The sequence below is a fragment of the Plantactinospora sp. A48 genome (genome assembly GCF_055793945.1).
The window spans coordinates 1-12,730 of sequence record NZ_JBTIXF010000007.1 but is presented as its reverse complement, the minus strand read 5'-3'; the positions used below and the strand labels follow the sequence as shown (position 1 = coordinate 12,730).

Here is a 12,730-nt window from a genome sequence, read left to right as displayed (position 1 = left end):
CCGGTTGGCGGATCCGCGCCCGTGGTTCGCCCGTGGCGCGGGCACCTGCTGTCTGACGGACCGGACTCAGGGCAGTTTGCGCAGGTGTTCCAGGACCACCGGGTCGATCCGGCCGGGCACCAGGCGTTCCTCGAGGTTCTCCACACCCGCCCAGGACTCCAGGGCGGCGTCGAGGTCGGCACCGGTCGGCGGGTGGCCGAGCGCGGCGAGCCGGCGACCCACCTCGGCGGCCAGCTCACCGGTGAGGTCCAGCAGGGTGTCGGGATCGGGCTTCTCGAACAGCATGGTGTGGATGTCCAGCAGTCGGCCCAGTTCGGCGACCGGGTCCGGGTGGTCGTCGACCCGCAGGTCCACCAGCACGTCACTGCCACCGCCGTACCCGCCGCCGGGACACACCACCAGCAACGCCGCGCTCTGCCGACCCCGCCGGTCACCGCCCGCGCGGTCCCCGGCGCGCAGCGCCGCGAGCAGCCGTACGGCGAACCGCGGTTCGTCGGCGCCGGCCAGCCAGGCGTCCCGGAGTGCGTCGATCACCTCGGGTCCGGTCAGGATGTTGCCCTGTGCGGCCCAGCCCGGCCCGGCCTGGCCACCGGCCCAGTCGTGGCAGCCGCCGCCGGTGTAGGTGGCGCCGTCACCGTCGACGCCGACCACCCCGACCTGCCGCTGGTCGCGACCCGGGTCGGCGGCGATCAGCCCGGCCACCACGTCGGCCGCGGCCACCCCGGTACGCAGCATGGCCAGCGCCTGCGGCCGGTAGGCGAGGTTCGCGTACGCCTGGGTGGCGACCGCGCCGACCCGCGCCTCGGCGCCCGGCACCGCCGCGCCGACCGCGAGGAACTTGCTGGCCACGGCCACCCCGTGCAGCCGGCCGTCGGTGGAGCGGGCCACGATCGAGAAGGTCACCCGCGAACGATAACGGTCGCGGTCGGGCCGGGCGAGGTCCAGCGGGCGGTTGGTACGGGTTCGGGCGCTGCTGGCGGTCCGCCATGATCTTGCATAACATGAGGTTCTCGCGGAGAGTGTCGGGTCAGGACACGGGTCACGAGCGAGGAGGCTTCGATGACCACGCGGAGGAAGGGCCGGTATCTGCTGGTCCTGGCTGGACTCGCCGTCCTGGCCGTGCTGGTTTCGGGCTGCACCTCGCCCGAGCGGCGCTCGGGCGACGGCGGACGGCTGGATGATCGGACCGGCCGGGGCGCACCCACCGAACCCGTTCCGCCCCAGGGCCGCCGGGTGGGTTCCGCCTCCGGCCGCAGCACACCGGAGCCCGCCGACGACCAGAGGATGGCGGGTTCCCCCGGCCGGCGTCCGCCCGCACCGGACCAACGCGAGGCCACCCTGCAACTGGTCGACAACGCGGACGCGGTACGTATCTCCACGGCCGACCTCGGCGACGAACTGTCCCGGGTCTCCACTCCGGAGGGTTCCCGGGTGCGGCCGGTCGTCACGGTCGACGACGACACCGTGGTGGCGCGGCTGGCGCCGACCGATGGCTCGGGCACGGCAATCGTGAGCATCACGCTCAACCGTACGGTGCGCTGGCGCCTTCGCCTGGCCGGCGGGGCGCGGGAGGAGACCCTCGAGCTGCGGGCGGGCCGGGTGGCCGGGATCGAGTTCGTCGGCGGGGCGGCGCGGATCGAGGTCTCCCTGCCGGCGCCGCAGGGTCAGGTCGTCCTGGGCGTGCGCGGGGGTGCCGGGCAGGTCCTGGTCCACCTGAGCGGCCGGGCCCCGATCCGGGTCCGGTTCGGCGGCGGCGCGGGCCTGGTGGACGTCGACGGCGACCGGCGTGGGGGTGTGGGCGGCGGGACCGTCATCCAGCAGCCGGACTGGGCGCGCACGAAGGACCGGGTCGAGCTGGACGCCAGCTCCGGTGTGGGCATGCTGCGGGCCGACCGGCGGTAGGCGGCCCGGAACGTCGTCGGACGGTACGGGCTATTCCGTGCCGAGGGCGGCGCGGCGACGCAGCAGGAACGCCCGTTCGGCGCTGTTGCCGGCGCGTTCGGCGGCTGTCCCGTACGCCGTCGTCGCCTCGGCGATCCGGTCGAGCCGGCGCAGCAGGTCGGCCCGGACCGCGTGGAAGACGTGGTATCCGTCGAGGTCCAGGCCGTCGACGAGGGCGAGCGCCGCGGCCGGCCCGTCGGTCTCGGCCACCGCCACCGCCCGGTTGAGCGCCACCACCGGATCCGGCCGGTACGTCAGGAGCTGGTCGTACAGGATGCGGATCTGGACCCAGTCGGTGTCGGCGGCGGTCGGCGCGGCGCTGTGGACCGCGGCGATGGCGGCCTGGATCTGGTACGGACCGGGCTGGTCGCGGCGCAGCAGGCCCCGCACGATGGCCTGGCCCTCGGCGATGAGCGGCCGGTCCCAACCGGTCCGGTCCTGCTCGCCGAGCGGTACCAGGACACCGTCCGGGTCGGTGCGGACGGCCCGGCGGGACTCGGTGAGCAGCATCAGCGCCAGCAGTCCCCACACCTCCGGCTCGTCGGGCATGAGGGCGGTGAGCAACCGGCCCAGCCGGACCGCCTCGGCGCACAGGTCGGCCCGGACCAACGCGGCACCGGAGGTGGCGGCGTAGCCCTCGTTGAACACGAGATAGATCACCGCCAGCACCGCGCGCAGCCGGGCGGGCAGGTCCGCCTCCCGGGGCAGCCGGTACGGGATGCCGGCCGTCCGGATCTTGTTCTTCGCCCGGACCAGCCGCTGCGCCATCGTCGGCTCGGACACCAGGAACGCGCGCGCGATCTCGGCGGTGGTGAGCCCGCCGAGCAGCCGCAGGGTCAGCGCGACCCGGGCATCGGGGGCGAGCGCGGGGTGGCAACAGGTGAAGACGAGTCGGAGCCGGTCGTCGGGCACGGCGCTCTCCCCGGTCGGCTCGTCGGTGGCGTTCAGCAGAATGGCCTCGGCGTGCCGGTCCAGCCGCAGGGCCTCCCGACGATGCCGGTCGATGGCCCGGTTGCGGGCGGTCGTGATGATCCAACCGGCGGGGCGGGGCGGCAGGCCGGTCCGGGGCCAGCGGCGTACGGCGTCGGTGAAGGCGTCCTGGACGGCCTCCTCGGCGGTGTCGATGTCCCCGACCAGGCGGACCAGGACCGCCACCGCCCGGCCGTACTCGGCCCGGAAGACCCGTTCGATGTCCGCCGTGCCGACGGCCGGGTCGCGCACCGAGCCGGTCGGCGGATCGGCCGCCGGTCCAGCCCCCGGGTCGCGCACCGAGCCGGTCGGCGGATCGGCCGCCGGTCCAGCCCCCGGGTTGTTCGGTGCGCCGCTCGGCGGATCGGTCGGCGGGGCCGGGCTCACGCGGGGGGTCCGTCCTGTACCGGTCGCACCTCCACCGGCAACGTGGTGGCCAGGGACAGCCGGCGACCCCAGTCAAGGGCCTCGTCCAGGTCGGCGGCGCGGATCACGGTGAACCCGCCCAGGTGTTCCTTGCCCTCCACGAACGGCCCGTCGATCATCGACACGTCGTCGCCGCTGGCCCGCAACACGGTGGCGCTCTCCGGTGGGTGCAGGCCGGCGGAGAAGACCCAGGCGCCGGCGGCGCGCAGGTCGGCGTTCAGCGCCCGGAGGTCGCGCATGATCGGTTCCAGTACCTCGGGCGGGGGAGTGCCGCCGTCGGGCTGGTAGATGCTGAGCAGGTACTGCTTCATGTCGCCATCCTCCTCGTACCGTGGGTGGACCGGCCGGTGCGGCCGGGCCGGCGCCCTCTACACGATCGCCGGTACGCGGATTCGACAGCTCGCCCGGTTTTCCCGGCGCCTACTTGAGGAAGGTAAGCAACTCCCGGTTGATCTCGTCGCCGTGGGTCCACGGGATCCCGTGCGAGCCGTTCTCGATGACCATGAGTCTGCTGTCCGGGATCGCCGCCGCGAGCCGTTGTCCGGTGGCGGGGAACGGCAGGATCCGGTCGGCGTCGCCCTGGATGATCAGCGCCGGTACGTCGATCGCGGCCACGTCCGGGCGGAAGTCGGTGAGCCAGGCGTCGACGGAGGCCAGCGTACCGATCGGGGAGGCGTTGACCGCGACGGTCCAGTTGGCCCGGACCACCTCCTCGCTGACCCGCTTGCCGAGGTTCTGGTCCAGGTTGTAGAAGTCGCGCAGGAACTGGGTCTGGTAGGCGTACCGGTCAGCCATGATGGCCGCCTTGATCTGGTCGAAGACGCTCTGGTCGACGCCCTCGGGGTTGTCCGTCTTCTTCAGCAGGTACGGCGGGATCGGCGAGATCAGCACGACCTTGCTGATCCGGTCCGAACCGAACCGGGCCAGGTAGCGGGTGACCTCGCCGGTGCCCATCGAGTGCCCCACCAGCACCACGTCGTTCAGGTCCAGCACGGTCAGCAACTCGGCCAGGTCGGTGGCGAAGACGTCGTAGTCGTACCCGTCCACGGGCTGGCTGGAGCGGCCGAAGCCGCGCCGGTCGTACGCGATGGTCCGGAAGCCGGCGGCGACCAGCGCGGTCACCTGCTTCTCCCAGGCCGCCCCGCTGAGCGGAAAGCCGTGGATCAGGACCACGGGTGGCCCGTCCCCGTGGTCCTCGTAGTAGATGTCGATGGTCCCCGAGTTTTCCGCCCCGACCGATAGATACGGCACCGCTTCCCCCTTTTGCCCGGATATGAGCCGGATACTAGTCCCGCTCGCGCCCCACCGGGCCGGAACGCGGTCCGGGGCGCCAGGAAGGGGCCCCTCCTCTACCGAAAGCGATAACAGGGGGCCCTTCCTTAACGTGAGCACCGTTGCGGTCCGTATCTGCCGGCGGTTGCCTTCTGCGTCACTGACCAGCGACGGAGCGCGGCTTCGTGGCAGCGACTCATCGAAGAGCATTGAGGGTCTGGGAGCGCTCCCGTAACATACCCGATACGACTGTTAGCGCTCACAAAGTGGTCCCAGCAAATGCGTAGGTCGCCATCCCCCAGGAAGGGTGCGTTATGAGGAGATTCAGAGCGACGAATGCCGGCCTGGTGTCGGCCGGCGTCGCGTTGCTGGCGTTGCCGGCGATCATGGCCTTGCCGGCCTCCGCCGCCACCGCCGGATGTTCGGTCAACTACGCCGTGTCGTCGCAGTGGCAGGGCGGCTTCGGGGCCAACGTCACCATCACCAACCTCGGCGATGCCGTGTCCAGTTGGACGCTGACCTGGTCGTTCGGTGCCGGGCAGACGGTGCAGCAGGCCTGGAACACGGCGCTGACCCAGAGCGGTTCGGCCGTCACCGCGAAGAGCATGAGCTACAACGGCTCGGTCCCGACCAACGGCACGGTTTCGTTCGGCTTCAACGGCTCGTGGACCGGCAGCAACCCGACGCCGACGAACTTCGCCCTCAACGGCGTGGCGTGTGACGGTGGCACGGTGCCGACCAGCGGACCGCCGACCAGCGCGCCGCCGACCAGCACCCCACCCACCAGCGCGCCGCCGACCAGCGCGCCGCCGACCAGCGCGCCACCCACGAGCGCCCCGCCGACCAGCCCGCCGCCGAACAACTGCTCGCTGCCGTCGTCGTACCGGTGGACCTCGACGGGTTCGCTGGCGAACCCGAAGAACGGGTGGGTGTCGGTGAAGGACTTCACCAACGTCGTCTACAACGGCAAGCACCTGGTCTACGCGTCGAACGTCAACTCCTCCGGCTCGTACGGGTCGATGGCCTTCGGCCCGTTCACGAACTGGTCCGACATGGCATCGGCCCCCCAGACCGGAATGAACTCCGGCACCGTGGCCCCGACGCTGTTCTACTTCGCCCCGAAGAACATCTGGGTGCTGGCGTACCAGTGGGGTTCCTGGCCGTTCATCTACCGCACCTCCAGCGACCCGACGAACCCCAACGGGTGGTCCGCGCCGCAGCCGCTGTTCACCGGCAGCGTCCCCGATGCCCCCTACGGCCCGATCGACCAGACCCTGATCGGGGACGGCCAGAACATGTACCTGTTCTTCGCCGGTGACAACGGCAAGATCTACCGGGCCAGCATGCCGATCGGGAACTTCCCCAGCAGCTTCGGCTCGAACTACACCACGGTCCTGAGCGACACGACCAAGAACCTGTTCGAGGCGGTCGAGGTCTACAAGGTCGCCGGTCAGAACCAGTACCTGATGATGGTCGAGGCGCGGGGGGCGAGCGAGAACCGCTACTTCCGCTCGTTCACCGCCAGCAGCCTCAGCGGCAACTGGACCCCGAACGCCGCCAGCGAGAGCAACCCGTTCGCCGGCAAGGCCAACAGCGGGGCCACCTGGACCAACGACATCAGCCACGGTGACCTGGTCCGCAACAACCCCGACCAGACCAAGACGATCGACCCCTGCAACCTGCAACTGCTCTACCAGGGCAAGTCGCCCACCGCCAGCGGCGACTACAACCTGCTGCCCTGGCGGCCGGGCGTGCTCACCCTGCAGCGCTGATCGTCCGACCCCGTAACCAGCCCGAGCAGTCCGGACCACCCACCGCCCGCCCGGTGGCGGGTGGTCCGGATCGGGCGGATCTGAAACGGCGGGCCCGGCCTCACGGCTGGGCCCCGCCGCGTTCGCGCGGGGACCGACCACCGCCGGGGCCGGTCGACCAGCGGCCCGTCTGCCGGTTCCGGTGGGCCGGTCTGGCGGTGCGCCTCCAGGACGGCTGGGGTCGGTGTCAAAGTCCTCGATCGAGCCGACGCCAACGCAGGCGGGCCAGGGGTTTTGACGCGACCCTAGGCGACCGGCCAGAGGCTTGCCACGGCCCTAGCCGGTCGGGACGCGGCCGGTGGCCAGCAGGGCGGTGGTGGGCAGCGCGAGCTGCCCGTCGGCGGTGCGGTACCGGGCGGACAGCCGGTCGTAGTGCCGTCGCAGCACGGCCTGTCCGGCCGGGTCGAGCCGGGGGAGGACCCGGCCGAGCTGGCCGAGCCCGTGTGCCGGCCCCTGCCACCAGCGGTCCGGATCGATCCGCAGTTCCCAGTCCAACCGCTGGCAGATGACGTCGGTGAGGCCGCCGGCCCGCAGCAACCCGCTGAATCCTTCCGGGGTACGGGCGAAGTTGTCCGCGTCGGCGACCGTTGGCAGGTCATCCGGACCGGTCAGCCCGGCGGCGGCCAGCACTTCGATCCACAGCCGTTGCGTGGGTGCCGGTGGCTGTGGCCAGACCGTGAGCGCCACCCGGCCGCCGGGGCGGGTCACCCGACGCAGTTCGGCGACGGCGGCGACCGGTCGTCCGACGTGGTTGATCACGAAGTTGCCGGTCACCGCGTCGAAGGCGCCGTCCGGGAACGGCAGGTCGGGCAGGACCGCCGCCCGCACCTCGGCGTCCGGTACCCGGCTGGCGGCCAGCCGTACCATGCTGGGTTCGGCGTCCACCGCGGTCACCCGGGCGCCGCGCGCGGCGCCCAACCCCGCGACCGTGCCGGGACCGGTGCCCACGTCCAACAGCCGGGTCCGCGGGCCGACTCCGGCCGCGTCCAGCAGTGATTCGGCCGGGTACGCGCAGACCACCGCGTAGCTGTCGGCGTAGACAGCGGCCCGGTCCCGCCAGGCCCGCCGCTCCCAGTCATCGAACGCCGTCAACGCTCGGTCGGTGCCGGCCGACGGCGCGATGCCGGTGTCGGTGCCGGTGCCGTTGGCGTTGGCGTTGGCGAGCGACGATGCGGGGCCGGTGCCGGACGGCGCGGCGGATTCGGCGTTCGGTGCGGGGCCGTTGCCGTTGCTGCTGCCGCCGCTGCCGCTGCTGCCGTTGCCGCTGCCGGGCGGCGGTGTGGGGTGCGCGTCCGGTGGCGGGGCGGGTTCGACGGACATGGTGACGATCATGCCAGTGGTCGGCGGCGAGCCGGCCCGGTGCCGCCCGTCGACGGCACCGACCGCCGGCCGGTCCCCGGGGTACGGTGATGAACGGACGGCAGATCGACGGGGGAGGTCATCGGTGTCCGGAGTGGATAATGGGCGGGCGGGGCCACGGATCGACACGACGGTGGCGAACCCGGCCCGGCGGTACGACTATCTGTTGGGGGGCAAGGACAACTTCGCCGCCGACCGGGCGGCGGGGGACGCGATGGCCGCGGTGTTCCCGACGGTCCGCACCGCGGCGGTGGAGAATCGCAGGTTCCTGCGCCGGGCCGTGACGTACCTGGCCGGTGAGGCCGGGCTGCGGCAGTTCCTGGACATCGGTACGGGCATCCCGGCCGCCGACAACACGCACGAGGTGGCGCAGTCGATCGCGCCGGAGACCCGCATCGTGTACGCGGACAACGATCCGATCGTGCTGGCACACGCGCGGGCCCTGCTCACCGGCTCCGGTGCGGGGCGGACGGCGTACCTGGACGCGGATCTGCGGGAGCCCGAGAAGATCCTGGAGCATCCGGACCTGATCGCGACCCTGGATCTCGGCCGGCCGATCGCGTTGATGCTGGTCGCCGTGCTGCACTTCGTCCGTGCGGACGAGGACCCGTTCGACGCGGTGGGGCGGCTGGTCGACGCCCTGCCCTCGGGCAGCTACCTGGCCATGTCGCACGGCACCCTGGATTTCATGCCGCCCGAGCAGGTGGCCGAGGTGCGCGGCGCGATGACCCCCGAGCAGGGCACACTGGTGCCACGGAGCCGCGACGCCTTCGTCCGGTTCTTCGCCGGGCTGGACCTGGTGCCGCCGGGCGTCGTGTCCGTGGTGGACTGGCGGCCCGACGGTGACCCCGGATCGCGACCCGCGCCAGCCGACGTGGCCGCGTACGGAGCGGTGGCCCGCAAGCCCTGACCAATGTTCACCTGTCGCAAATACCGACACGAGCCGCCGCGACCTCGGCGTTTGGCGGTGGCGCCCGAACGGGGGTTAAACCTTTCCCATCGGAAAGCTCGACTTTTACCGAGAGAGCCACCATCCTCGATAGAGTGGACTGGGCGTTGGTGCTGGCCGGTTGCGGCGTCGGTATCGTTGTCGGGCTGACCGGCATGGGCGGCGGGGCGTTGATGACCCCGATGCTCGTCATCTTCTTCGGGGTTCCGCCGCTCGCGGCGGTGTCCAGCGACCTGATGGTCAGCGCGATCATGAAACCGGTCGGTGGGCTCGTACACATCCGCCGTCGCACCGTGAGTTGGCCCCTGGTCGGCTGGCTCTGCGTGGGTAGCGTGCCCACCGCGTTCGCCGGGGTCTGGCTGCTGCGGGCGCTCGGCGATGGCGAGCGGCTCCAACAGGGCATCAAGACGGCACTCGGGGTGGCCCTGCTGCTGGCCGCCGCCGGTCTGGTGTTCCGGACCTACACCCGGATGGTCGCGCACGCCGCCGAGCGCCGGAACCGGGCGGCCGGCGGTGGTGCCACCGAGTCCGACGCGGCGGTGCCGGACGCGGCGCTGCGGGTCCGGCCGCTGCCGACCGTACTGGTCGGCGCGGTCGGTGGGCTGGTCGTCGGTATGACCAGCGTCGGCTCCGGTTCGCTCATCATCATCGCAATGATGATGATCTACCCTTTGCTCTCCCCGGCGAGGCTTGTCGGCACCGATCTGATCCAGGCCGTGCCGCTGGTCGCCGCCGCCGCCAGCGGCCATCTGCTCTTCGGCGACTTCCGGATGGACCTGACCACCTCGCTTCTGCTGGGCGCGATACCGGGGGCCTGGATCGGTGCCCAGTTGTCGGCGCGCGCACCCGGCGGCCTGGTCCGTCGCGCGCTCACCGTGGTGCTGGTGGCCAGCGCGGTCAAGCTGCTCGACGCGCCCGACGCCGTGCTGCTGACGATTCTGGCAGTTGTGGTGCTGGCCGCGACCTTCGGTTGGATGGCGATCCGTCGCCGGCACGGGCTGCCCGCGCTGGCCCGTACCGAACGCGCCCTGCTAGCTCCGCCGAGGGAGCTCGTCGACGCGCCCCGGTCCGCCTAGATACCCCGCCCACGGGAGCCGTGGCCAACCCCATGGTCAACACAATTCCGGCGATATCGGGGGGTTGGGCTGATCCGGACACCCCGATATCGCCGGCATTGAGTTGATCGAGAGACGGCGGGCGGGGACCGCGGGCGGGGTCAGCGGCGCCAGCGCAGCGGGCCGGGATTGACCGACCACCACAGTCGCCGCCACCAGGGGCGCCGCTCGCGTAGCGCCGTGGCGTACGCGACCGCGTCGGCGGCGGCCTGTCGGGCGGCCGGGTCGTCGACGAAGTCCGGGGCGAAGGCGCTGCGGTTGACCAGATCGGCGAGCCGGTCGAGGTCCGGGCCGGTGAACGCCGGAGCGGCGGAAGGGGCGGAGGCTGAGGTGGCCGGGGCGGGAGCGGCCGAGGCGGAGGTGGCCGGGCTGGAGGTGGCCGGGGCGGTGGAAGCGGCCGGGGCTGAGGTGGCCGGGGCGGCGGGAGGAGCCGTACCGGCACCGGCGCCGCGGCGGCCCGAGCGCCGGCCGGGTGGGGGAGCCTCGATCACCGCGCGGGCGTGCCGGGCCACCTCGCTGGCGGACAGATCGAGGCCAGCGGGCCGGCCGGCCAGTCGCAGCGCGTCGACCACCTCCTGCCAGGCGCCGGCGATCCGCTCGGCCGGGCTGCCCTCGGCCAACCGGCGGCGGCGCTGCGCCCGGCGCAGCAGGACCAGGGTCAGCGCCAGCGCGGCGATCAGCAGCAGCACCCCACCGGCACCGCCGGAGGCCAGCACCGGCGCGGGTACGCCTCCGCCGTGCCGTGCCGCGGCGGCCGGCTCCGCGCTGGCCGACGGTGTCGGCGCGGCGGTCGGTGGGTCGTCCTCCGGCGTGGGCGGCGGATCCTCCGGCTTGGGTTTGAAGTCCTCCTCGACCGGCCGGGGCTGGGTGTTGGGTCGTGGCAGCGGGTCGAACGCCACCCAGCCCACGCCCTGGAACAGCACCTCCGGCCAGGCGTACGCGTCGGCGGCGCGCACCGGCCCGCTGCCGGTGGCCGACGAGAAGCCCACCACCACCCGGGTGGGCAACCCCATCATCCGGCCCAACACCGCGTACGCGGCGGCGAACTGCTCCGAGGTGCCGCGCTGCCCGCCGCCGTTGCGCGGACCGAACAGGAAGAACTTCAGGTTCGGGTAGGCGTGTCCGCTGGGCGCGTCGGAGACCAGCCGATAGTGCTCGGACAGGAAGCTCTGCAGCGCGTCGGCGCGGGCGTACGGGGCGCCGTTGCCGTCGGCCAGTTGCTCGGCGAGGGACCGCAACTGGTCGGGGGCGCCGTCGGGGACCTGTAGTACCCGGGCCACCTCGTCCCCGGCCGGCACGTCGGCCAGGGCCAGCGCGTTCGGATCGGGCCGTTCCAGCGCCGAGACCACCTCGTACCGCACCCCGGGGGCCAGGCCTTCGGGCCGGATCAGGGTGCCGGTGGCCGCGTCGTACGCCACCCTGGCCCCGGCGACCCGCTCCGGGGTGGCCACGGCCGGCAGCAGCTGACCGCTCAGCCCGGTGATGGTGATGTCCTGCCGCACGGTGTCGACGGTGACGTCCGGGTCCGGCGGGGTGGGCGGCAGGATCCGGCCGGCGTTGCGGTAGGTGGCGCCGACCTGCCAGGTCACCCCGTCGTAGTCACTGAGCACGGCCAGCCGCACGGGCAGCCCGGCGACCGCGCCACCGTCGGGATCGGTGTCGCCCGGATCGTCACCGCCGGGATCGGTGTCACCGGGATCGGCGCCGTCCGGATCGCCGTCGGCGTCGTCGGTGGGTGCCACCGCGCCGCCGTCATGGTCGGGCCCGGTACGCGGCTGCCGCTGGCTGGACAGCTGGAACAACTCCTGGTCCGGGTGCAGCGCCCAGCCGGAGATCCGGATCAGCGGGCTCTCGTCCAGGCTGTCGACGGTGGGCGGTTCGACGTACTGCCGAGGGTCCACCGGGGCTCCGTCGTCGCGCCCGGCCACCACCGGCGCCAGGACGGCGGACAGCCCCACCACCAGGGTCAGCCCGGCCGCGGTGCTGGCCAGCAGCCGCAGTCGCAGCGCGGCGCGCAGGGCGGGGGTGAGCGCCGCCGCCGGGTCGGTCCGGTCACCGCCCGGCGGGTCGGCGCGCAGGCCGGAGACCGCCAGCCCGACCGCCGCGGCGGCGGCGAAGCCCACCGAGGGCCAGACCGCGCGCTCGGCGTTCGGCCCCACCACGTACAGCGCGCCCGCGTAGAACAGGGTGGCCGGCAGGTAGCTGAGCAGGACCCGGTTGGTCCGCAACACCACCTCGGCTCCGGCCAGCCCGGACAGCCAGGCCACCACCAGCGGCACCACCACGGTGTCCGGGGTGGGTTGGACCGGGATCAGCGCGGTCAGCAGCCGGGGGATACCGTTGCGGACCGCGTCCAGCGCCACCGCCGGCAACGCCCCCGGGACGTCGGAGTGCCGGGCCGCCAACCACAGGCCGACGGTGGCGTAGCCGAGCAGGCCGAGCACGGACAGCGGCGCGACGAGCCAGGACGGCAGCCGCCGGGCCGCGACGCTGACCAGCACCGACCCCGCCGCGGCGCCGAGGACCAGCCAGCCGAGCAGCGCGTCGGCGTACACCCGCCCGAGCACGACGCCGGCCAGACCCACCAGCACCACCAGGACGACCGGCCCGACCAGGGTGCGCAGCCACCTCACCACCGGCGTACCCCGTCCCACTCGGCGGCGAACTCGGCGCCGTCACCGGCCGCGATCACCAGCACGCCGGGCGCCGCCGCCGGGACCGGGCCCTCGGCGCCGAAGATCCCCACGACCACCGACGGGTACGCCCCGCGCAGCGCGCCGACCCGGCCCAGGTGCACCGAGGCCGAAGGTTGGCAGCCCGGCCCGGCGGCCGAGCAGCAGGGTGAGCAACGCCACAGCCAGGATCAGCACCGGGCCACGGAGCAGGTC

10 protein-coding genes and 1 pseudogene are annotated in these 12,730 nt (G+C 73.1%); 4 read left to right on the top strand and 7 right to left on the bottom strand.

The genetic code is table 11. The features are described 5' to 3' along the window. Nucleotides 1-66: 66 nt before the first annotated feature. Nucleotides 67-903 (bottom strand): DUF1028 domain-containing protein, encoded by an 837-nt coding sequence (locus ACXN5W_RS05775; RefSeq protein ID WP_473157097.1) that lies wholly within the window; start codon nucleotides 901-903, stop codon nucleotides 67-69. 156 nt (nucleotides 904-1,059) lie between these two features. Here ACXN5W_RS05775 and ACXN5W_RS05770 point away from each other — a divergent pair, with 156 nt between their 5' ends. Further along, nucleotides 1,060-1,902, top strand: coding sequence for a hypothetical protein (locus ACXN5W_RS05770; RefSeq protein ID WP_473157096.1), 843 nt, complete (start codon nucleotides 1,060-1,062; stop codon nucleotides 1,900-1,902). Nucleotides 1,903-1,932: 30 nt separating this feature from the next. Here the strand turns inward: ACXN5W_RS05770 and ACXN5W_RS05765 are convergent, their stop codons facing one another. The 3 genes from ACXN5W_RS05765 to ACXN5W_RS05755 form a co-directional block, all read right to left on the bottom strand. Then, a complete protein-coding gene (locus ACXN5W_RS05765) occupies nucleotides 1,933-3,162 on the bottom strand; it encodes an RNA polymerase sigma factor (RefSeq protein ID WP_473157204.1) in 1,230 nt (409 codons plus the stop codon). Nucleotides 3,163-3,293: 131 nt separating this feature from the next. Further along, on the bottom strand, nucleotides 3,294-3,647 hold the full coding sequence (locus ACXN5W_RS05760; RefSeq protein ID WP_473157095.1) for a YciI family protein: 354 nt from the start codon (nucleotides 3,645-3,647) through the stop codon (nucleotides 3,294-3,296). Nucleotides 3,648-3,756: 109 nt separating this feature from the next. Then, a complete protein-coding gene (locus tag ACXN5W_RS05755) occupies nucleotides 3,757-4,587 on the bottom strand; it encodes an alpha/beta fold hydrolase (protein ID WP_473157094.1) in 831 nt (276 codons plus the stop codon). Nucleotides 4,588-4,922: 335 nt separating this feature from the next. On the opposite strand from ACXN5W_RS05755, the gene ACXN5W_RS05750 reads away from it, so the two are divergent. Further along, on the top strand, nucleotides 4,923-6,380 hold the full coding sequence (locus ACXN5W_RS05750; RefSeq protein ID WP_473157093.1) for a non-reducing end alpha-L-arabinofuranosidase family hydrolase: 1,458 nt from the start codon (nucleotides 4,923-4,925) through the stop codon (nucleotides 6,378-6,380). A gap of 315 nt (nucleotides 6,381-6,695) precedes the next feature. Here ACXN5W_RS05750 and ACXN5W_RS05745 read toward each other — a convergent pair whose 3' ends face one another. Next, nucleotides 6,696-7,739: a class I SAM-dependent methyltransferase gene (locus ACXN5W_RS05745; RefSeq protein ID WP_473157092.1), complete on the bottom strand. Its 1,044-nt coding sequence runs from the start codon at nucleotides 7,737-7,739 to the stop codon at nucleotides 6,696-6,698. A 124-nt stretch (nucleotides 7,740-7,863) separates the two neighbouring features. Here ACXN5W_RS05745 and ACXN5W_RS05740 point away from each other — a divergent pair, with 124 nt between their 5' ends. Together ACXN5W_RS05740 and ACXN5W_RS05735 are read left to right on the top strand one after the other, a co-directional pair. Next, nucleotides 7,864-8,688 carry an SAM-dependent methyltransferase gene (locus ACXN5W_RS05740; protein WP_473157091.1) on the top strand — a complete coding sequence of 275 codons (825 nt, stop codon included), beginning with the start codon at nucleotides 7,864-7,866 and terminating at the stop codon, nucleotides 8,686-8,688. A 134-nt stretch (nucleotides 8,689-8,822) separates the two neighbouring features. Further along, complete coding sequence (locus tag ACXN5W_RS05735; RefSeq protein WP_473157090.1) at nucleotides 8,823-9,803, top strand: sulfite exporter TauE/SafE family protein; 981 nt, start codon at nucleotides 8,823-8,825, stop codon at nucleotides 9,801-9,803. A 140-nt stretch (nucleotides 9,804-9,943) separates the two neighbouring features. Here the strand turns inward: ACXN5W_RS05735 and ACXN5W_RS05730 are convergent, their stop codons facing one another. Together ACXN5W_RS05730 and ACXN5W_RS05725 are read right to left on the bottom strand one after the other, a co-directional pair. Next, on the bottom strand, nucleotides 9,944-12,478 hold the full coding sequence (locus ACXN5W_RS05730) for a transglutaminase TgpA family protein (protein WP_473157089.1): 2,535 nt from the start codon (nucleotides 12,476-12,478) through the stop codon (nucleotides 9,944-9,946). Further along, nucleotides 12,472-12,636: pseudogene (locus tag ACXN5W_RS05725) on the bottom strand (DUF58 domain-containing protein); the annotation flags it as partial. The pseudogene ACXN5W_RS05725 and the gene ACXN5W_RS05730, both read right to left, overlap by 7 nt. Between the last annotated feature and the right edge of the window lie 94 nt (nucleotides 12,637-12,730).

What these genes read in the sequence shown, in the direction of transcription:
- ACXN5W_RS05770 (WP_473157096.1), top strand. Translation starts at nt 1,060, where the DNA reads ATGACCACGCGGAGGAAGGGCCGGTATCTGCTGGTCCTGGCTGGACTC.
- ACXN5W_RS05745 (WP_473157092.1), bottom strand. Translation starts at nt 7,739, where the DNA reads ATGTCCGTCGAACCCGCCCCGCCACCGGACGCGCACCCCACACCGCCG.
- ACXN5W_RS05750 (WP_473157093.1), top strand. Translation starts at nt 4,923, where the DNA reads ATGAGGAGATTCAGAGCGACGAATGCCGGCCTGGTGTCGGCCGGCGTC.
- ACXN5W_RS05760 (WP_473157095.1), bottom strand. Translation starts at nt 3,647, where the DNA reads ATGAAGCAGTACCTGCTCAGCATCTACCAGCCCGACGGCGGCACTCCC.